This window comes from Saccharothrix sp. ALI-22-I (genome assembly GCF_001984175.1).
Classification (GTDB): Bacteria; Actinomycetota; Actinomycetes; order Mycobacteriales; family Pseudonocardiaceae; genus Actinosynnema.
The window spans coordinates 684,869-702,920 of sequence record NZ_MTQP01000068.1 but is presented as its reverse complement, the minus strand read 5'-3'; the positions used below and the strand labels follow the sequence as shown (position 1 = coordinate 702,920).

The following is an 18,052-nucleotide window of genomic DNA, read 5'->3' as shown; positions in this document are numbered from 1 at the left end:
GAGACGGCCCCCTCCGAAACCCGGAGGGGGCCGTCTCGCGTACTCGGAAACGTCAGCCGGCGATCATGCGACCGGACGACTTCAGGTGCTCGCACGCCTGGGCGATGCGGGCGGCCATGCCCTGCTCGGCGGCCTTGAGGTAGGAGCGCGGGTCGTAGGCCTTCTTGTTGCCGACCTCGCCGTCCACCTTGAGCACACCGTCGTAGTTGGTGAACATGTGCGCCACGATCGGCCGGGTGAACGCGTACTGCGTGTCCGTGTCGATGTTCATCTTGATCACGCCGTACGTCAGGGCCTCGTGGATCTCCTCCAGCAGCGAGCCGGAGCCACCGTGGAAGACCAGGTCGAACGGCTTGGAGCCGGCCGGCAGGCCCAGCTTCTCGGCCACCACGTCCTGACCCTGCTTGAGGATCTCCGGGCGCAGCTTCACGTTGCCCGGCTTGTACACGCCGTGCACGTTGCCGAACGTCGCCGCGACCAGGTAGCGGCCCTTCTCGCCCGCACCCAGCGACTCGACCGTCTTCAGGTAGTCCTCGGGCGTGGTGTACAGCTTCTCGTTGATCTCGTGCGCGACGCCGTCCTCCTCGCCGCCGACGACACCCACCTCGATCTCAAGGATGATCTTCGCCTTGGCGGTGAGGTCGAGCAGCTCCGAAGCGATCTTCAGGTTCTCGTCCAGCGGCACGGCCGAGCCGTCCCACATGTGCGACTGGAACAGCGGGTTGAGGCCGCGGTCCACCCGCTCCTGGCTGATCGCGACGAGCGGGCGGACGTAGCCGTCCAGCTTGTCCTTCGGGCAGTGGTCGGTGTGCAGCGCGATGTTCACCGGGTACTTCTCGGCGACCACGTGCGCGAACTCCGCCAGCGCAACCGCGCCGGTCACCATGTCTTTGACCTTGGTGCCCGAGGCGAACTCGGCACCACCGGTCGAGACCTGGATGATGCCGTCGCTTTCGGCCTCCGCGAAGCCGCGAAGTGCCGCGTTGAGGGTCTCGGACGAGGTGACGTTGATCGCGGGGTAGGCGAACTCGTTCGCCTTCGCGCGGTCGAGCATCTCGGCGTAGACCTCGGGAGTTGCGATGGGCATCTGTGGGTCCTCCTCGGGTGCCCGGAACGCGGTGTCGGCAGCATCCTACGGCCACTACCCGCCGACGAAAGTCGATCACCGGCATAGTGGTCTCATGGCGATCGCACGGTGGAACGGCGAGATCATCGCCGAGAGCGAGAAGACCGAGACGGTGGAGGGGAATCACTACTTCCCCCTGGAGTCTGTGCACGCCCAGTACCTCAGGCCGTCGGACACCACGACGGTCTGTCCCTGGAAGGGCACGGCGAACTACTACACGCTGCACGTGGACGGCAAGGACAACCCCGACGCCGCGTGGTACTACGCGCAACCCAAGGACGCGGCGGCCAACATCAAGGGCCACGTCGCCTTCTGGCGCGGCGTCGAGGTGACCGACTAGTCAGTCCTGGATCGCGGCCGCGATCTCGCGCAACGCCTGCTGGGCATCGGTGGCGCCGACCACCTGGACGGCCACGTGGTCGGCGCCCGCCTGGTGGTGCTCACGCAGGCGCCGCGCGACCCGTTCGACCGGACCCCACGCCACCAGCGCGTCCACCAACCGATCACTGCCACCGCCCACCAGGTCCTCTTCACCGAACCCGTGCCGCAGCCAGTTCTGGGTGTAGTTCGGCAGCCCCAGGTAGAACTCCAACGCCTTCCGCCCCAGCTCACGGGCCCGCGACGCGTCCTCCTCCAGCACCACGTGCTGTTCCGGCGCCAGCAGCACGCCCGCGCCGACGGTCTCGCGCGCCCGTGCCGTGTACTCGGGCGTCACCAGATAGGGGTGGGCGACACTCGTCCGTGCCGCGGCGAGCCGGAGCACCCGCGGCCCCAGCGCCGCCAACGCCAGCCGGTCACGCGGGACGTCCAGCTCGTCCAGGTAGTGGACCAGCTTCTGGTAAGGACTGTGATACACCTCACCCACGGTCTCGCGATGCCCGGCGCCGATGCCGACCAGGAACCGATCGGTCCAAGCCAGGGCCCGGTAGCCCTCGTTGACCTCCGCGGCGGGAGTGGTCCAGACGTTCATGATGCCGGTGGCCACGGTGATCTTCTCGGTGGCGTCCAGGAGCGCGGAGACCGTGGTCATGACGCTGCCGTCCGGCGATCCGCCCAGCCACAACGCGCCGAAACCAAGCGCTTCCAACTCCGCCGCGTCCTCGCCACGCCCGACCCACTGCGCGGCCGGCCCCCACACGCCGTACCTGCCCAACTCGACGGTCATTTCGTCTCCCCACGAACTAGGTGCTGTCGAGCCCAACCACCCCACGCCACCATTTAGTCCTGACTTCTCCATTCGCCGCGATGCACCACCGCCCGTAGGTTCGCACCATGACGAAACTGGGAACCAGCAGCCTCGACGTCTCGCGCCTGTGCCTGGGCGGCAACGTCTTCGGCTGGACCGCCGACGAGGAGACCTCGTTCGCCGTGCTGGACGGCTACACGAGCGCCGGCGGCAACTTCGTGGACACCGCCGACTCCTACTCCCAGTGGGCCGAGGGCCACACCGGCGGCGAGTCGGAAACGATCATCGGCAAGTGGCTCAAAACCCGCGGCAACCGCGACGCGATCATCATCGCCACCAAGGTCGGCATGCTCAACGGCCTCGACAACCTCAAGCCGGCCACCATCGAACGCGCCGCCGAGGACTCCCTACGCCGCCTGGACGTAGACCACATCGACCTCTACTACGCCCACCAAGACGACGAGAACACCCCACAGGAAGAAACCCTCGCCGCCTTCGACCGCCTGGTCACCTCCGGCAAGGTGCGGTACATCGCCGCCTCCAACTACACCGCCGACCGCCTGACCTCCGCACTCACCGTCTCCGAACGCGAAGGCTTCGCCAAGTTCGTCGCACTACAACAGGAGTACAACCTCGTGAACCGCACCTACGAGGGCGAACTCTCACAGGCAGTCGCCACCCACAACCTCTCCTCCGCCCCGTACTGGGGCCTGGCGAAGGGCTTCCTGACCGGCAAGTACCGCCCCGGCGTCACCGTAGAGAGCGCCCGCGCAGCCGCCGCCTCCAAGTACCTGGACGACCGAGGCCTACGAGTCCTCAAGGCCCTGGACGGCATCGCCGAAACCCACAACACCACCCAAGCCGCCGTCGCCCTCGCCTGGCTGGCCGAGCAGCCCACCGTCGCCGCCCCCATCGCGTCCGCCCGCACCACCGCCCAGCTGGCGGACCTGCTCCCAGCCCTGGACCTCGACCTCAAGGCAGACGAAATCACCGCCCTGACCACCGCCAGCCAAGTTTAACTCCCCAGTAGCTTACCCACAGTAAGTTCCGCTACGGTGACCTCCGAGACACCAGCCTCAGGAGGTCACCGTGGACGTTGCGGGCAAGGTTGTCCTGATCACCGGCGCCGCCAGGGGCATAGGCGCCGACACAGCACGCCGCCTAGCCGCAAAAGGCGCAAAGCTCGCCCTGATCGGCCTGGAAGCCGACCAACTCACCCACGTGGCCAACCAATGCGGCGGCAAGGCATGGGAAGCCGACGTCACCGACTGGGAAGCCCTGCAAACCGCCGTCAACAACGCAGTCGACCACTATGGCGCCATCGACGTCGTAGTAGCCAACGCCGGCATCGCCGCCACCGGCTTCATCCGCTCCATGGACCCGGCAGCCTTCGAACGCGTCATCGAGGTCAACCTGCTGGGCGTCTGGCGAACCGTCCGGACCTGCCTGCCCCACCTCATCGACAGCCGGGGCTACTGCCTGGTGGTCTCATCCCTGGCGGCCATCGTCCACATCCCCGGCAACGCCGCCTACTCCGCCGCCAAAGCAGGCTGCGAAGCATTCGCCGACAGCCTCCGCGCCGAGGTGAAACACCTGGGCGTGGACGTAGGCGTCGCGTACTTCTCCTGGATCTCCACCGACATGGTGAACAGCGCCGACGAACACCCCGTCTTCGGCCCGCTGCGCACCAACATGCCCGGCCTGGCCGGCAAGAAGTACCCGGTCTCCGACGTGGGCAAGGCAGTAGTCCGCGCCATCACCCGCCGCTCCAAGGCCGTGCACGTCCCAGGCTGGGTCGGCGCCCTGAAACTCCTCCGCGCCCTCACACCCGCACTGGTCGACCGCCAGGCCCCCAAGTCCGTCCCCGCCGCCGACCGCGAGATGGCGACCAACGACCTGTCCGGCCTAGTGGGCCCCGGCGGGACCGCCGCGAAGAAGAGCTAGGCCCACAGCCCCATCAGCGTCTGCCACTCGTGCACACGGGTCTCGGCGACCACGCCGGCAGGCGTGTAGGGGTCGGAAGCGAGAATTTCTCGCAACTCTTCCTCGTCCGCCGCCTCGTAGACCAACAGCGCTCCGGTCTGATCGGCCCACGGCCCCGAAACCAGCAGCACACCCCGTTCCACCAGCGACGCCAGGTACTCACGGTGCGCGGGCCGAACCGCCAACCGCGCGTCCTGGTCGTCCCCGAACACCAACTCGACCGCGAACCGAGCCATCGAAAGCCCTCTCCGTTGTGCAACGCCGCGCCGAAGCTACCCGCCAAGGAGGTAACGTCTTTTTCGTGGTCGGTCCGGATCAGAACAGCGGCGGCATCGCGCGTGTGCAGGACACGCTGACGAACCTGCGCATCCAGGACGGCGCGGCCCCGGCACCCACCGGCCCGCTCACCCTGGAAGACCTGTACCGCCAGCACCGCATGCGACTCGTGCGCCTGGCACTCCTGCTGGTCGACGAGCCCGCAACCGCGGAGGACGTGGTCCAGGAGGCGTTCACCGGCCTACACCGGAACTGGACGAACCTCCGGGACGCACAGGCCGCCGTCGGCTACCTGAGGACAGCCGTCGTCAACGGCTCCCGCAGCGTGCTCCGCCGACGCAAGACAGCCAGGGACTACACCCCGCCGCACGTCGCCAACGCGAGGTCGGCGGAAAGCCTCGCCATGCTCACCGCCGAACACCAAGCGGTAGTCGCAGCGCTTTCCCAACTACCACCACGCCAACGCGAAGTACTAGTGCTCCGCTACTACGGCGACCTGTCCGAGGCGGAAATCGCAGACGCCACCGGCATCAGCAAGGGCACCGTCAAGAGCACCGCCAGCCGCGCCCTGGACGCCCTGCAAAAAATCATGGCCGGCAACTAGCCAAACACCCCTGCTCACACGTCACCCCCTTGTGCGCACGCCAAAGCGCCAGCTTAGGGCCCTCACCCTCGTGTTCTCCCGTATGGCCTGGGCGCAGCCCAACCGCGCTTGTCAAGTAGGTCCCGGCGCTTTTCGGGACCTACTTGACAAGTGTGGTTGCCTCAGGCAGGCCATACGGGAGAACACGAGCCCTCTTTGTTTTTACCTCTCTTGGCGGCCTGCCGCGCGGCGAGCGCCCTTTTAGCCTTTACTTCGACTTCTCGGGCATCTTCACCCAGAGGCACCCCCGCCTGAAGGCCCTGTCGACAACTCCCCCCCAACACAGGCCGGTCTCAGGCTGACGAAGACGAGACCGACACCGGACCAACACCGCAGACCGACACCGAGGGCCGACACCGACACCGACACCGGGGTCGACCCTGGCGAATCCGACACTTGGTATAGACCAATGAGGGTCGCATGCCGCACTATCGGTCCTCGTGGCGCGCACAAGACACGTGATAGCCGTCGACGTAGGCGGAACCGAGACCAAGGCCGCTCTGGTCACCGGCACCCCCACCCGGGTGCACCCGGTGAAGCAGCAGCGCCGCCCAACCAGGCGCACCGGCGACGCCGTGGTCGAGGACGTCACCGCCCTGGTCAACGAACTGCGCGCCCTCTCCGACCACCCGATCGACGCGATCGGCGTCGTCGTCCCGGGCATCGTGGACGAAGCCACCGGCACCGGCGTCTACTCGACCAACCTCGGCTGGCAGAACTACCCGTTCAAAACCAACCTCCAAACCCGCACCAACCTCCCCACCGCCTTCGGCCACGACGTCCGAGCCGGCGGCCTGGCCGAACTCCGCCAGGGCAACGCGCGCGACCTCACCAACGCCGTGATCATGCCCATCGGCACCGGCATAGCCGCCGCCCTCGTCCTCGACGGCCGCGTCTGCACCGCACCCGGCGAGATCGGCCACGTCGACGTCGGCCACGGCGACCCCTGCGACTGCGGCCAGACGGGCTGCGTCGAAGCGCGGGCGAGCAGCGCCGCGATCGCCCGCCGCTACACCCGACGCGCCAACCGAGACGTCAACGGCGCCGCGGACGTAGCCCGACTGCTCACAACGGGCGACACCGACGCGGCGGCGGTGTGGCGGGAGGCCGTCGACGCCCTCGCGAGGGGCATCCTGCTGATAGCCGCATTGCTAGGACCTGAAGCCGTAGTGCTGGGCGGAGGCCTGGCGCTGGCGGGCCCGTTGCTGACGGACCCGCTGGGCGAACGACTGGACGAATTGATCGTCTTCCAGCGACGCCCGGAACTGCGGCTGGCGGCGTTGGGCGACGAGGCCGGGTGCCTCGGGGCCGCGCTGCTGGCCATCGACATGCTGGAGGAGAGATGAGCACGTGGGGTGGACCCGTGGACGTGACCCTGACCGGTGGTCGGGTCGTCACGCCCGACGGGGTGCTCGAACAGGGGTGGGTCTCGATCCGCAACGGCCGGATCGCGGCCATCGGCGAGGGGGTGGCGCCGGACGGCCCGACCACGGACGTCAACGGCGGTTGGCTGGTACCGGGCTTCGTGGACATCCACTGCCACGGCGGCGGCGGTGAGGCGTTCACCAGCGCCGACCCGGCCCGCGTGCGCAAGGCGGCGAACGCGCACCGCAGGCACGGCACCACCACGCTGCTCGCCAGCCTGGTGTCGCGTCCGATCCCGGAACTGACCGACCAGGTCAGGGCGCTGACCGAACTCGTGCAGGACAACATCATCGCCGGCATCCACCTGGAAGGCCCGTTCCTGTCCGCCGCACGCTGCGGCGCGCACGACCCCGCCATCCTCTGCCCGCCGGACCGGGCGTCCCTCGACAAGCTCCTCGACGCCGGCAACAACACCGTCCGCATGATCACCATCGCGCCCGAGCTCGAACACGGCGTGGACGCCGTCCGCCACCTGGTCGCCAACAACGTCCTGGCCGCGATCGGCCACACCGACGCCACCGAAGCCCAGATCCGACCGGCCGTAGAGGCCGGCGCGACCGTAGCCACCCACCTCTTCAACGGCATGCGCCCGCTGCACCACCGCGAGCCGGGCCCGATCGGCGCGCTCCTGGACGACGAACGCGTCACCGTCGAGCTGATCTGCGACCTGGTGCACCTGCACCCGACCGCCGTCCGCCTGGCCGCCCGCCACGCGGGCATGCAAAGAACCGTCCTGGTCACCGACGCGATCGCCGCCGCAGGCGTGGGTGACGGCATCTACGACGTGGGCGGCCTGGAAGTCCGAGTAGTAGACGGGGTCCCGACGCTGGCCGGCGGCGCGTCCCTCGCGGGCAGCACGCTCACCATGGACACCGCGTTCCGCAACGCCGTGAACTCCTGCGGCCTCACCATCCAGGAAGCCGTGCACGCCACCTCCACCCGCCCGGCCCACCTCCTCGGCCTCAACGGCGAGACCGGCGAACTCCGCGCGGGCCTGGCCGCCGACATCGTCGTGCTCGACGCCGACCTGAAGCCCCGCGAGGTGATGTCCAGGGGCGCGTGGGTCAAGGATTGAGCGGCTGAACGACTGGACCGAGCAGCCGAACGACCGACCAGCCGGGCGGGACTGACCGATCAGCTTCACCGACACGGGTGAAAGACTGAGCACGTGCCCGAAGATCACGAGAAGCTGGTGGCCGACGCCTTGCGAGCGCAGGCCACCAGCTCCGGCGCGCACCCCCACACGCCCGCCAAGCCGCCCCGCCCGTCCCTGGGCGCGGGCTGGGTCCTGTTGCTCGCCGTACTGCTGGGCCTGGCCGCCGGCACCGTCGTCGCGGTAATCACGCTCAGGTGATGCCTGTACCGTTGTCGCCGTGACGGTCGCGCTCACCTCCACGATTGCCCTCGGCCCTGACTGGCTGGACCCTGAGAAGCTCCTCCAAGGACTCGGGCCCTACATGCTGGTCGGCCTGTGCTTCATCGTCTTCGCGGAGTGCGGCCTCTTGGTGGGCTTCTTCCTGCCCGGCGATTCACTCCTGTTCACCGCAGGCCTGTTCGTGGCCTCAGGGCTGCTGGAGTACCCGCTGTGGCTGGTGTGCCTGCTCCTCACGGTCTGTGCGCTGCTGGGCAACGTGGTCGGCTACTGGATCGGCTACCGGGCCGGACCGGCGCTGTTCAACAAGCCCGAGTCGAAGATCTTCAAGAAGGAGTACGTCGACAAGACGCACGAGTTCTTCGACAAGTACGGCGCCCGCGCGATCGTGATGGCCCGCTTCGTGCCGATCGTCCGCACGTTCATCACCGCCATGGCGGGCGTGGGCCGGATGGACGCGCGCAAGTACTTCACGTACTCCCTGATCGGCGGCGTCGCGTGGGCCGCGGGGCTCACGATCCTGGGCTACTTCCTCGGCCAGGTCCAGTTCGTGCGCGACAACCTCGAAATGGTGCTGATCCTGATCGTGCTGCTCTCGGTCGTCCCGATCATCATCGAGGTGATCAAGGCCAAGCGCGAGAAGAAGGCGCTGCTCACCCAAGAGGCAGTCGACGCCACCCAGATCATCGACCTGGGCGACGAGACCCAGCAGATCAAGCGAATCGACTAGGTAGAAGCCGACCTGATCGCGGCCCTGACAGCGGCCGACCTGATCGCAGCCGACCTGACAGCGCCCGCCACAAGCGGCCGCCCCAAGGCCTCACCCGGCGTCGAACATCGACCCCGGGTTGAACAGATTCCCCGGATCGAGCGCCCGCTTGATCTCCCGGTGCACCCGCATGCCCACCGGCCCGATCTCCCGCGCCAACCACTCGCGCTTGATCTTGCCGACCCCGTGCTCCCCGGTGATCGTCCCCCCGAGCGCCAACCCCAACCCCAGGATCTCGTCGAACGCCCGCTGCGCCCGCGCGAACTCATCACCCGACGACGGGTCGTAGACGATCGTCGGGTGCATGTTGCCGTCACCAGCGTGCCCGACCACCGCGATCCGCAGCCCGACCGACTCGCTGATCCGCTCACACCCCGCGATCAGATCCGCGATCTTCGTCCGCGGCACGCACACGTCATCGGTCAACCAGGCCCCGTAGACCTCCAGCGCCGTGAGCACCGCCCGCCGAGCCGTCAGCAGATCACGCCCTTCACCCACATCCTCCGTCGCGTAGACCAGCTCGGCGCCCGCCGCCACGCACGCCTGCTCGATCGCGGCCAACTCCCGCCGCCCAGCCTCACCACCCGAATCCGACTGGCACAGCAGCAACGCCGCGTCCGCGTTCAGATCCGTCTTCAAGTACTGCTCGACGGCCCTGATCGACGTCCGGTCCATGATCTCCATCAACGACGGCACGATGCCCTCGGTCACCACCCGGCTCACCGCCACACCCGCGTCCGCCGTGCTGCCGAACGCGGCCACCAGCGTCGCCGGGGCCTGCGGCAACGGCCGCAACGCCAGGGTCGCGCGGGTGATGACGCCCAACGTGCCCTCACTGCCGACGAACAGCTTGGTCAGGTCGTACCCGGCCACCCCTTTGACGGTCCGCCGACCGGTCCGCAGCAGCTCACCGTCCGCGAGCACCACGTCCAGCCCCAACACCGAATCCGTGGTCACGCCGTACTTCACGCAGCACAGCCCGCCCGCGTTCGTCGACAGGTTCCCCCCGATCGTGCACCAGTCGTAGCTGGACGGGTCCGGTGGGTAGAACAGCCCGTGCTTCTCCACCGCGCCCCGCAGGTCGAGGTTCACCACCCCCGGCTCCACGACGGCCAACCGGTTATCGGGGTCGATCTCCAGGATGGCGTTCATCTTCGTCATCACCAGCACCACACACCCCGAAACGGCATTCGCCGCCCCCGACAACCCACTACCGGCCCCACGCGGCACGATCGGCACCCGCGCACCAGCACATGCCCGAACCACCGCCTGCACCTGCTCGGCAGACGTAGGCAGCACAACCGCCAACGGCTGCCCGTAGGGCGCCAGCGGCATCATGTCCCGTTGGTAACTCGCAGTGACATCGACATCGGTCAGCACCGCGTCGGCACCGACAGCGGAGCGGAGTTCAGCGAGCAAAGACCCCATCCACCCACGCTAACCCCACACCAGCCGATCACTCCAGCACGTGTTCACCCCAGTACCGTCCGCGCACGGACCCGTGCACGACCCGTGCACATCCGCGCACGATCCGCCTCGACGCCCAGCCTTCGGCAAGGCGTTATCCCCATGTCGCCCAGCCGACACCCCTGTCCCACGTAGGCTGCTCTCGTGGTGCTGTCCGCAACGTCCGATGCTGTCGCGTTCGTCCAGCTTGATTCCGCAGGCCCGATGGCCGTGTGGCTGATCACGCTGAGCTTCATCTTCTTCGAATGCGCGTTCATCTTCGGCTTGTTCCTGCCCGGCGACTCGTTGCTGTTCGCCGCCGGTGTGGTGCTCGCGTCCCATGACGGCGAGTTGTCCGCCTGGTTGCTGTCGCTGGCCGCGCTCGGCGTGGCCGTCGTCGGCAACCAGATCGGCTACTACATCGGCCGGCACACCGGCACGCGTCTGCTCGCCCGCCGCGGCGGCAAGGTGCTCAACAAGGAGAACCTCGCCAAGGCCCGCGACTTCCTCGACCGACGAGGCTTCTGGGCCATCGTGCTCGCCCGCTGGATCCCGTGGGTGCGCACGCTGGCGCCGATGATCGCCGGCGCGGCGCGGATGGACCCGAAGCGGTTCATGCTCGCCACGACCATCGGCGCGATCGCGTGGGTGCCGACGCTGGTGCTGGCCGGCTACTACGGCGCGGGCCTGCTGTCCGCCGTGCCGTGGCTGGAGACGGTCGCGGTGGTCGTCAGCATCGCGTTCTTCGTCGGCGGCACCGGCTACGGCCTCTACCGCTACCGGCAGGAGATGAAGAAGCCGGTCGACGAAGTGGACGAAGAGGCCACCATCGCCCCTTAAGCCTTCTTACCTCGTAACCAAGCCATCACGGAGCGTCACAGCACCTCGGTGATCAGCAGATCCGCGCTGGACTTGGACGCGTTCACCATGAGCGCGTTCACGTGGTCGGTGCCGTGCAGCACGCGTTCACGCGCGTCCTCCACCGACCGCCCGAACCGCACGTGCCGGTCGATCAGCCGCGCCACCCGCAGCTCCTCGTCGATCATCAGGAACCACGCCTCGTCCAGCACGATCCGCACGCGCTTCCACTTGTCGTACTGCAGCAGCAGGTAGTTGCCCTCGGTGACGACCAGCGGCACGGACGGGTCGACCGGCACCGCGCACGCGACCGGCTCCTCGATCTCCCGGCGGAACTCCGGCGCGTACACCACGTCGGGTCCGCACGCCTTCAACCTGCCCAGCAGGTCGACGTACCCCGGGATGTCGAACGTGTCCGGCGCGCCCTTCCGGTCGGCGATGTCCAGGCGTTCCAACTCGCGCTGGGCCAGGTGGAAGCCGTCCATCTCGACCAGCACCGCGTCCTCGCCCAACGCGTCGACCAGCCGGCGCGCCAACGTCGACTTGCCCGAGCCCGGCGCGCCGCCGATGCCGAGCAGCTTGCGCTCACCGGTGTCCACCAGCAGTCGCGCCCGGTCGACCAGCTCGTCGAACTTCACCCGCTGTCCCGCCACCGTCCCAGCTCCTCCACCCAGTCCCACGCGGTGTGGCGCACGCGCACCGCGGCGACCTCGTTCGCCCAGCGGACGGCATCGTCCACCGCTGCCCCGCGGGCGACCGCGACCGCCAGTGCGCCGTGCCACACGTCGCCCGCGCCGTTGGTGTCACGCACCTCGACAACAGGTACCGGTTGCGCGCCGGTGACACCACCGCGCGACCAGGTGACGGGATGCGGACCGTGGGTCCGGATCACCAGCGGCACGCCGCGGGCGTGCACCTCGGACTCGGACAGCTCGAAGGCGGCTGAGCACGCGGCGACGTCCACGAGGGGCAGCAGGTCGTCCAGCACAGGCTTCCAGCTACCCGCGTCCAACACCACAGGCACCCCCGCACGTCTCGCCTCGCGCGCGGCCGCCAGGGCCAACGGTCCGAGGTGACCATCCACCAACACCACATCGGCCGCCTCGACCAACGCCGGATCCACCGGATTCGTGATGTTCGATCCGGCTACCTCGAACTCCACCGCATTGCGCGAGATCACGGTCCGCTCACCGTCACGCTCCCGCACCGCCACCATGCTCAACGCCGGACCGCCCGCCCCGACCGAGTGCACCTCCACCGGGTGCAGCCGGTCCCGCGCGAACCCGCCCAGCTCACCGTCCAACGCGGTCACCAGCACCGCCCGGTGCCCCAGAGCCGCCACCGCGCGTGCCGCGTTCGCCGCCGGACCGCCGGGCGCCAGGTGCACGCCGAGTGACTGCACCTTCTCCCCGGGAAGGGGGAATTCCGTCACCCGTTGGCTGACGTCCACGGTCGTCAGGCCGACACACAGCACAGAAGCCACGAAACGTTTCTCCTACCAGGTAAAGTCCCCACGCAATCGCTTGCGCAAGCCCGAACGGGGACGAGTCCATGGTCACCATGCGGGAGGTCGCCAGTCTCGCCGGCGTCTCCATCACCACGGTCTCACACGTGATCAACGAGACCAGGTCGGTCGCCGACGCCACGAAGGAACGGGTGCTCAAGGCGATCGAGGAGACGGGGTACACCGGCGACGCCATCGCGCGCTCGCTCGTCACGGGCGGCACGAAATCCCTCGGCCTCGCGGTGTCGCTGGTGTCGCACCCGTACTTCGCCGAGCTGATCGCGGCGATCGAGAGCGAGGCGACCAGGGCCGGCTACACGCTGGTGCTGATCGACACCCGGGACACCGCCGAGTCCGAACAGGCCGCGGTGCGGATGCTGCGCTCACGGCGGGTGGACGGTGTGCTGCTCACGCCGACGTCCGCGTCGGCCTCGCTGCCCGAACTGCGCCGGCTCGGCGTGCCGACCGTGCTGGTGGACCGGCTGACCGTGGCGCAGGACGTCGACCAGGTCGGCCCGGAGAACGTGCAGGCCACGTCCACGCTGGTCCGGCACCTGGCGGAGCTGGGGCACCGGCGGATCGGCCTGGTGTCCGGCCCGCCCGGACTGGCCACCACGGACGAACGCGTGCTCGGCTACCGGCTCGGCCTGGGTCGGGCGGGGCTGGCGTGGGACGAGGAGCTGGTGCGGCCGTCGCTGGACCCGCTGCTCGGGCGCGTCTCGGGGGTCGTGGTGAGCGACCACCAGGTGCTGATGGACGTGCTGCACACGGCACGCGCGAAGGGCGTGCGGATCGGGTCGGAGCTGGCGCTCGTCACCTACGACGAGGTCGAGTGGGCCGAGTTGGTCGACCCGCCGTTGACCGCGATGGCGCAGCCGGTGGAGGAGATCGGCCGCACCGCGGTGCGGCTGCTGCTGGCCCGCATCACAGACCCGACCCGACCGCCGGAGACCATCCGCCTGCCGCCGACGCTGCGGCACCGCCAGTCCTGCGGCTGCCACTAGTCCCACACCCCCTCAAACCCGCTCACCAATCCACAGCAGTCCCCAGTAACGTGACCGACGTGCTGCTACCCGGCCTGGTCTCGGTGACCTTCCGCGCGTTGTCCGTCCCCGAAGTGGTGGCCCTCGCGCGCGAGTGCGGCCTCCGTGCCGTCGAGTGGGGCGGCGACATCCACGTGCCCCTGAACGACCTGGCGGCAGCACGCGACGCACGGCAGCGGTGCGCGGACGCGGGCTTGACCATCTCCGCCTACGGCTCGTACTACCGGGCCGGCACGACCGACCCCACCGAGTGGGACGTCGTCCTGGCCACCGCGGTGGAGCTGGGCGCGCCGCAGATCCGGGTGTGGGCGGGCACGACCGGCTCGGCCACGACCTCACCCGCCCAACGTGCGGTCGTCGTCGACGCGATCCGCACGGCAGCCGTCGCGGCCGAAGCGGCAGGCGTCCGGGTCGCGTTGGAGTACCACCCGGACACTTTGACCGACACGCTGGAATCCGCCACCAGCCTCTTCACGGAAATCGGGCACGGATCGGCGGTGCCGTACTGGCAGCCGGGCGGCGCGCAGGACGTGTCGAACGCGATCGACGAAGTCCGGGCGTTGCTGCCGACCCTGACGACCGCGCACGTGTTCTCGTGGGGTCCGGGCGCCTGGTCGGACCGGCTGCCGCTGGCCGCACGCGAAGACCTGTGGCTGCCCGTGCTGCGCGAACTAAACCGCGACGGCGTGGACCGGTACACGTTGCTGGAGTTCGTCGCAGACGACTCACCGGACAAGTTCCGCGCCGACGCGGCGACGTTGCTGGGGTGGCTCAGCTCCCTGACTGCGTGATCCCGTTGCGCTCCAACAAAGCGGCGGCCTCCAGGGCCATCCACCCGCCGAGTTGGACCGACAGATCCCGTTCCGCCCCACGCCCGGACGGCCTGACCGCCGGTTCCGTCCACTCCGGACCGAACAGCGGCCCGCCCACCACCGTGGTCCGGTTCGCCCACACCGCTTCCGCCGAGCAGAACACGAGCTCCGCCGCACGCGCCGCCGCTTCCGGCTGGTCGAGCCGCAGCGCGGCCTGAGCCAGGTATCGGGTGAGGATGCCGCTGAACAGCCCGCCGTCGCCACCACCGTGCCCGCGCAGAACTCCGTCGGTGGCGAGGTGCTTGTCCACCGCGTAGACGATCCGTGCCGCTTTCTCCTTGTACCGAGCGGAATCCAGCTCCACGCACGCCCCGAGCAGCACGCCCTGGCAGTAGGTGTAGAGGTTCTTCTCGATCTCCCGGATCGAACCGTCGGGGTGGACGTGCAGTCCGTCCCACGCCAACCCGGTCTCCCCGTCCACCAGGTTGCCCTCAACCCAGTCCACAATGGACTCAGCCTGGGCGCGTTCACCGAGCCTGGCGAACAGGATCGCGGCCGGACCGTTGGCCGGCACGTTCTTGAAGTCGTCGTTGCGCTTCCACCAGATACCGCCGCCACCGTGGTCGGTCCACCCGCCACGCAGCCGGTCGGCGATCGCGGCGACGGCCTTCGGCTTGGCGATCCCGACTTCCCGTTCGGCGCGGAGCAGGGCCAGCCCGAGCCACGCCACGTCGTCGTAGTAGTCGTTGGTCCAGCCGACCAGGTTCCGCACCCGGATACCGCGCACCAGCCGTTTCACCAGCACCGCCCGCGCTTCCCCCGGTGACCGGAGTTGGGCGTCGAGGACGCAGTCGAGCAGGTGCGCCTGCCACCAGTAGCTGAACCGGACGTGCATCCGACCGGACCAGTCGACCGGCCACCCGACCGTGCCGAGGACCGTGCCCGGCACTCCCCAGACCCGCCGCAGGTGCCGGGACTCGACCGCACGTTCGGCGACATCGGCACGTGCGGCGAGGAGCTTCGGCGTAGTCACCCCACCAGAGTGCCCACTGAACCGTTCAAGAATCCCGTCGGAACAGTTCCCAGTGGTAAAGCCCCATGGCAACAGACGTGGTCAGGTTGTAGCTGGAAACCTTCGGCCGCATCGGCAACGAGACCACCAGATCCGCCCGCTCCCGCACCTCCTCCGACAGCCCGTGCCGTTCCGAGCCGAACGCCAGCACCGCGTCATCCGGAATCCGCACGTCCCGCAGCTCCCGCCCGTCCGCGTCGAAGGCGATCACCATGCCCTCGACCTCTCCCACACCACCCAACCGCCCAACCGGCAACGCGAAGTGCAACCCCGCACTACCGCGCAACACGTTCGGGTGCCACGGATCAACATCACCCAGCGACGCAACCCCACCCGCCCCGAGCCCCGCCGCCACCCGGATCACCGCGCCGAAGTTCCCCAGGTTCCGCGGGTTGTCCAACAAAACCAGCGGCGAATCCCGATCCACGGCCCCAACCTCCACAACAGGCCGTTCGGCAACCCCACCCACCCCCGTCGGGTGCGACCGCCCGATCACCCGCTCGAACTCCGCCCGATCCACCACCTCGACCCGGCCCTCGAACACCTCGACCAGGTCAGGCGCGTGCGACCGAGCCAAAGCCAACGCCTTCTCCCGATCAACCACCACCACCCGCCCGACCTCGGCCTCGAACCTGAGCGCGTGCTTGACCGCGTGAAACCCTTCGAGGACCACTCTGTCGACCACATCTTGTATTCGATCACGCGCGTGGTCTCGCCAAACGAAACCCCGGGTGCCGGAGTGGCATTTCACGCAGTTGTGGTTCCAACAGCCGAACACGACATCAGGCCGGTTCAGCGACAGGCCCCGGTGTGTCCGGGTGAAGTCTGTTCAACGCGGCGTTTGAGGTGGTAGCCGGCCCACGAGGTGAGGACGATGACGCCCACCAGCACCTGCACCAGGCGTGCGGCGGAGTCCGGGTACAGGACGCCGTCGATGTAGGTGTCGATGAACCCGCTCGCCAGTTCTGGCCGGCCGGCGGCGACGCGAAACGTGTTCTCCAGCCAGGTGAGGGGGCAGGCGATCGGGAACAACACGACCAGCAGACCCCACGTGGCCATCGCCAGGTGGAAGTACAGGACCCTCGGCCAGCGCCAAGCCAGGAAGCCCCCCACCACCAGGAACACCAGTACCGCGAAGTGCACCACCATGACCAGCTCGGCTAAAGCGCGCGCGACCATAGCGACCTCCCTGCTGCCAGAGTAGGCCGCTAAGCGATCACACGCCCCCGAAATAGTGCCGATGGACCACTAGGGGGCGATCCAGGGGTTCAGCCGCGTGGCAGTGCCTGCCACGGCACCCGGCCCGCCAGGTCCAGCAGCAGGTCCGCCAGGTGGCCCAGCGGCGCCTGCAACAGCGGCCCCGGCACGGCGGCGGCCAGGGTGTGCTCGTCGAACGCGATCGCCACCCCGTTGGCCCGCGGGTCGTGCAGCAACGCCTGGGGCAGACCGGTGCCGAGCAGCGCCGACGCGAACGCGGGGTTCTTGCGGCGCACCTCGTAGCGGCCGTCGAACACCGGGTCGCCGGTCGTCACGAACTGCTCGAACAGCCCCCACACGGTGTCGTTGCGCGGGCTGATCAGCACCCACGGCCCCGGCATCGGGCGCGGCACCACGACCACCGTGTAGGTGCGGTACTCCGACGTCACCACGTTGTCCGCGCGGAACACCACCTCAACCGCCAGCACGGGCACACCGCGCCAGTGGCCGACGAGCTGGAACTTCACCCGGCTCCGGTCGGCCTCCAGCATCCGCCCGATCTGCGGCACCCGTTCCTGGAAGCCCTGGTCCTCGGCGACGAACCGCCACCCCAGGGACGCCTCCAGCGCCCGCATCTGCTGCTCCCACTGGTTCACGAACTGCTGGTTCGTGAACGGGTTGCGCTTGCGGCGCGACAACCCCACCGCGACCCCGACACCGAGGATCGCCACGATCACCAGGAGCAGGATCAGCGCGACCACGTCAGGCCAAGCCGAGGTCGGCGAGGTCCAACAGGTACCGGTACGGCAGTCCGGCCTCCTCGATGACCTCGCGCGCGCCCGTGCCGCGGTCCACGACGGTCGCCACGCCGATCACCGTGGCGCCGTTCGCGCGCAGGGCCTCGACGGCGGCCAGCACGCTGCCACCGGTGGTGGAGGTGTCCTCGACCGCCAGCACCCGCTGCCCGGCGACCTCGATGCCCTCGATCTGGCGCTGCATGCCGTGCTGCTTGGCCGCCTTGCGCACCACGAACGCGTCCAGCACCTCGCCCGCACCGGCCGCGGCGTGCATCATCGCGCACGCCACCGGGTCGGCGCCCAACGTCAGCCCACCCGCCGCGACGTAGTCCCAGTCGGCGGTGAGCTGCCGCAGCAGCTTGCCGATCAGGGGGGCGGCGGCGTGGTGGAGCGTCGCCCGGCGCAGGTCGATGTAGTAGTCGGCCTCTTTGCCCGAGGACAGCGTGACCTTGCCGTGGACCACGGCCAACTCGCTCACCAGTCGCGCCAGTTCGGCTTTCGCCGCGGCGTCCAGAACCACTTCAGTTCGCACGGGTCCCAAGA

The 18,052-nt window shown here is 68.9% G+C and carries 22 protein-coding genes; 11 read left to right on the top strand and 11 right to left on the bottom strand.

The features are described 5' to 3' along the window. Positions 1-52 precede the first annotated feature (52 nt). Complete coding sequence (fbaA, locus tag ALI22I_RS40050; protein WP_077010775.1) at positions 53-1,087, bottom strand: class II fructose-bisphosphate aldolase; 1,035 nt, start codon at positions 1,085-1,087, stop codon at positions 53-55. 94 nt (positions 1,088-1,181) lie between these two features. Here fbaA and ALI22I_RS40045 point away from each other — a divergent pair, with 94 nt between their 5' ends. Further along, the gene (locus ALI22I_RS40045; RefSeq protein ID WP_077010774.1) at positions 1,182-1,466 is read left to right on the top strand and encodes a DUF427 domain-containing protein; all 285 of its coding nucleotides are present in this window, start codon (positions 1,182-1,184) and stop codon (positions 1,464-1,466) included. Here the strand turns inward: ALI22I_RS40045 and ALI22I_RS40040 are convergent, their stop codons facing one another. Beyond that, entirely contained in the window at positions 1,467-2,291 is an 825-nt protein-coding gene (locus tag ALI22I_RS40040; RefSeq protein WP_077010773.1) for an LLM class F420-dependent oxidoreductase, read from the bottom strand. Between the two features lie 107 nt (positions 2,292-2,398). Between ALI22I_RS40040 and ALI22I_RS40035 the strand changes: the two genes are divergently transcribed. Beyond that, the gene (locus ALI22I_RS40035; RefSeq protein WP_077010772.1) at positions 2,399-3,331 is read left to right on the top strand and encodes an aldo/keto reductase; all 933 of its coding nucleotides are present in this window, start codon (positions 2,399-2,401) and stop codon (positions 3,329-3,331) included. 70 nt (positions 3,332-3,401) lie between these two features. Continuing rightward, the gene (locus tag ALI22I_RS40030; RefSeq protein ID WP_077010771.1) at positions 3,402-4,256 is read left to right on the top strand and encodes an SDR family oxidoreductase; all 855 of its coding nucleotides are present in this window, start codon (positions 3,402-3,404) and stop codon (positions 4,254-4,256) included. Here the strand turns inward: ALI22I_RS40030 and ALI22I_RS40025 are convergent. Further along, positions 4,253-4,531 (bottom strand): YciI family protein, encoded by a 279-nt coding sequence (locus ALI22I_RS40025; protein WP_077010770.1) that lies wholly within the window; start codon positions 4,529-4,531, stop codon positions 4,253-4,255. The two genes, ALI22I_RS40030 and ALI22I_RS40025, sit on opposite strands and share 4 nt — an antisense overlap. 65 nt (positions 4,532-4,596) lie before the next feature. Here ALI22I_RS40025 and ALI22I_RS40020 point away from each other — a divergent pair, with 65 nt between their 5' ends. The 5 genes from ALI22I_RS40020 (at position 4,597) to ALI22I_RS40000 (ending at position 8,741) form a co-directional block, all read left to right on the top strand. Then, a complete protein-coding gene (locus tag ALI22I_RS40020) occupies positions 4,597-5,175 on the top strand; it encodes a SigE family RNA polymerase sigma factor (protein WP_077010769.1) in 579 nt (192 codons plus the stop codon). Between the two features lie 479 nt (positions 5,176-5,654). After that, a complete protein-coding gene (locus ALI22I_RS40015) occupies positions 5,655-6,560 on the top strand; it encodes an ROK family protein (protein WP_077010768.1) in 906 nt (301 codons plus the stop codon). Then, positions 6,557-7,714: an N-acetylglucosamine-6-phosphate deacetylase gene (nagA, locus tag ALI22I_RS40010; protein ID WP_077010767.1), complete on the top strand. Its 1,158-nt coding sequence runs from the start codon at positions 6,557-6,559 to the stop codon at positions 7,712-7,714. Before ALI22I_RS40015 ends, nagA begins: the two co-directional genes overlap by 4 nt. 93 nt (positions 7,715-7,807) lie before the next feature. Continuing rightward, the gene (locus ALI22I_RS40005; RefSeq protein ID WP_077010766.1) at positions 7,808-7,993 is read left to right on the top strand and encodes a hypothetical protein; all 186 of its coding nucleotides are present in this window, start codon (positions 7,808-7,810) and stop codon (positions 7,991-7,993) included. A gap of 19 nt (positions 7,994-8,012) precedes the next feature. After that, on the top strand, positions 8,013-8,741 hold the full coding sequence (locus tag ALI22I_RS40000) for a DedA family protein (RefSeq protein WP_077010765.1): 729 nt from the start codon (positions 8,013-8,015) through the stop codon (positions 8,739-8,741). Between the two features lie 90 nt (positions 8,742-8,831). Here ALI22I_RS40000 and ALI22I_RS39995 read toward each other — a convergent pair whose 3' ends face one another. After that, positions 8,832-10,208: an FAD-binding oxidoreductase gene (locus ALI22I_RS39995; protein ID WP_077010764.1), complete on the bottom strand. Its 1,377-nt coding sequence runs from the start codon at positions 10,206-10,208 to the stop codon at positions 8,832-8,834. 243 nt (positions 10,209-10,451) lie between these two features. Here ALI22I_RS39995 and ALI22I_RS39990 point away from each other — a divergent pair, with 243 nt between their 5' ends. Next, positions 10,452-11,066: a DedA family protein gene (locus tag ALI22I_RS39990; RefSeq protein WP_083752339.1), complete on the top strand. Its 615-nt coding sequence runs from the start codon at positions 10,452-10,454 to the stop codon at positions 11,064-11,066. Positions 11,067-11,101: 35 nt separating this feature from the next. On the opposite strand, the gene ALI22I_RS39985 is transcribed toward ALI22I_RS39990, so the two are convergent. Both ALI22I_RS39985 and ALI22I_RS39980 read right to left on the bottom strand, forming a co-directional pair. Beyond that, positions 11,102-11,737 (bottom strand): nucleoside/nucleotide kinase family protein, encoded by a 636-nt coding sequence (locus ALI22I_RS39985; protein WP_238598788.1) that lies wholly within the window; start codon positions 11,735-11,737, stop codon positions 11,102-11,104. Next, complete coding sequence (locus ALI22I_RS39980; RefSeq protein ID WP_077010762.1) at positions 11,719-12,558, bottom strand: PfkB family carbohydrate kinase; 840 nt, start codon at positions 12,556-12,558, stop codon at positions 11,719-11,721. The genes ALI22I_RS39985 and ALI22I_RS39980 overlap by 19 nt, the downstream gene beginning before the upstream one ends. Before the next feature lie 77 nt (positions 12,559-12,635). Here ALI22I_RS39980 and ALI22I_RS39975 point away from each other — a divergent pair, with 77 nt between their 5' ends. Continuing rightward, positions 12,636-13,592, top strand: a complete 957-nt coding sequence (locus tag ALI22I_RS39975; RefSeq protein WP_077010761.1) for a LacI family DNA-binding transcriptional regulator — start codon at positions 12,636-12,638, stop codon at positions 13,590-13,592. 59 nt (positions 13,593-13,651) lie between these two features. Then, positions 13,652-14,422: a sugar phosphate isomerase/epimerase family protein gene (locus ALI22I_RS39970; RefSeq protein WP_077010760.1), complete on the top strand. Its 771-nt coding sequence runs from the start codon at positions 13,652-13,654 to the stop codon at positions 14,420-14,422. Here the strand turns inward: ALI22I_RS39970 and ALI22I_RS39965 are convergent. The 5 genes from ALI22I_RS39965 to pyrE all read right to left on the bottom strand — a co-directional run bounded on the left by ALI22I_RS39965 (position 14,403) and on the right by pyrE (position 18,029). Continuing rightward, on the bottom strand, positions 14,403-15,476 hold the full coding sequence (locus ALI22I_RS39965; protein WP_077010759.1) for a glycoside hydrolase family 76 protein: 1,074 nt from the start codon (positions 15,474-15,476) through the stop codon (positions 14,403-14,405). The genes ALI22I_RS39970 and ALI22I_RS39965 overlap by 20 nt on opposite strands. Positions 15,477-15,501: 25 nt before the next feature. Beyond that, positions 15,502-16,200, bottom strand: a complete 699-nt coding sequence (locus ALI22I_RS39960) for a TrmH family RNA methyltransferase (protein ID WP_143532673.1) — start codon at positions 16,198-16,200, stop codon at positions 15,502-15,504. 107 nt (positions 16,201-16,307) lie between these two features. Next, positions 16,308-16,694, bottom strand: coding sequence for a DUF2784 domain-containing protein (locus ALI22I_RS39955; RefSeq protein ID WP_077010758.1), 387 nt, complete (start codon positions 16,692-16,694; stop codon positions 16,308-16,310). Between the two features lie 89 nt (positions 16,695-16,783). Further along, positions 16,784-17,473 (bottom strand): hypothetical protein, encoded by a 690-nt coding sequence (locus ALI22I_RS39950; RefSeq protein ID WP_077010757.1) that lies wholly within the window; start codon positions 17,471-17,473, stop codon positions 16,784-16,786. Between the two features lies 1 nt (position 17,474). Further along, positions 17,475-18,029, bottom strand: a complete 555-nt coding sequence (gene pyrE / locus ALI22I_RS39945; protein ID WP_077010756.1) for an orotate phosphoribosyltransferase — start codon at positions 18,027-18,029, stop codon at positions 17,475-17,477. Positions 18,030-18,052 lie beyond the last annotated feature (23 nt).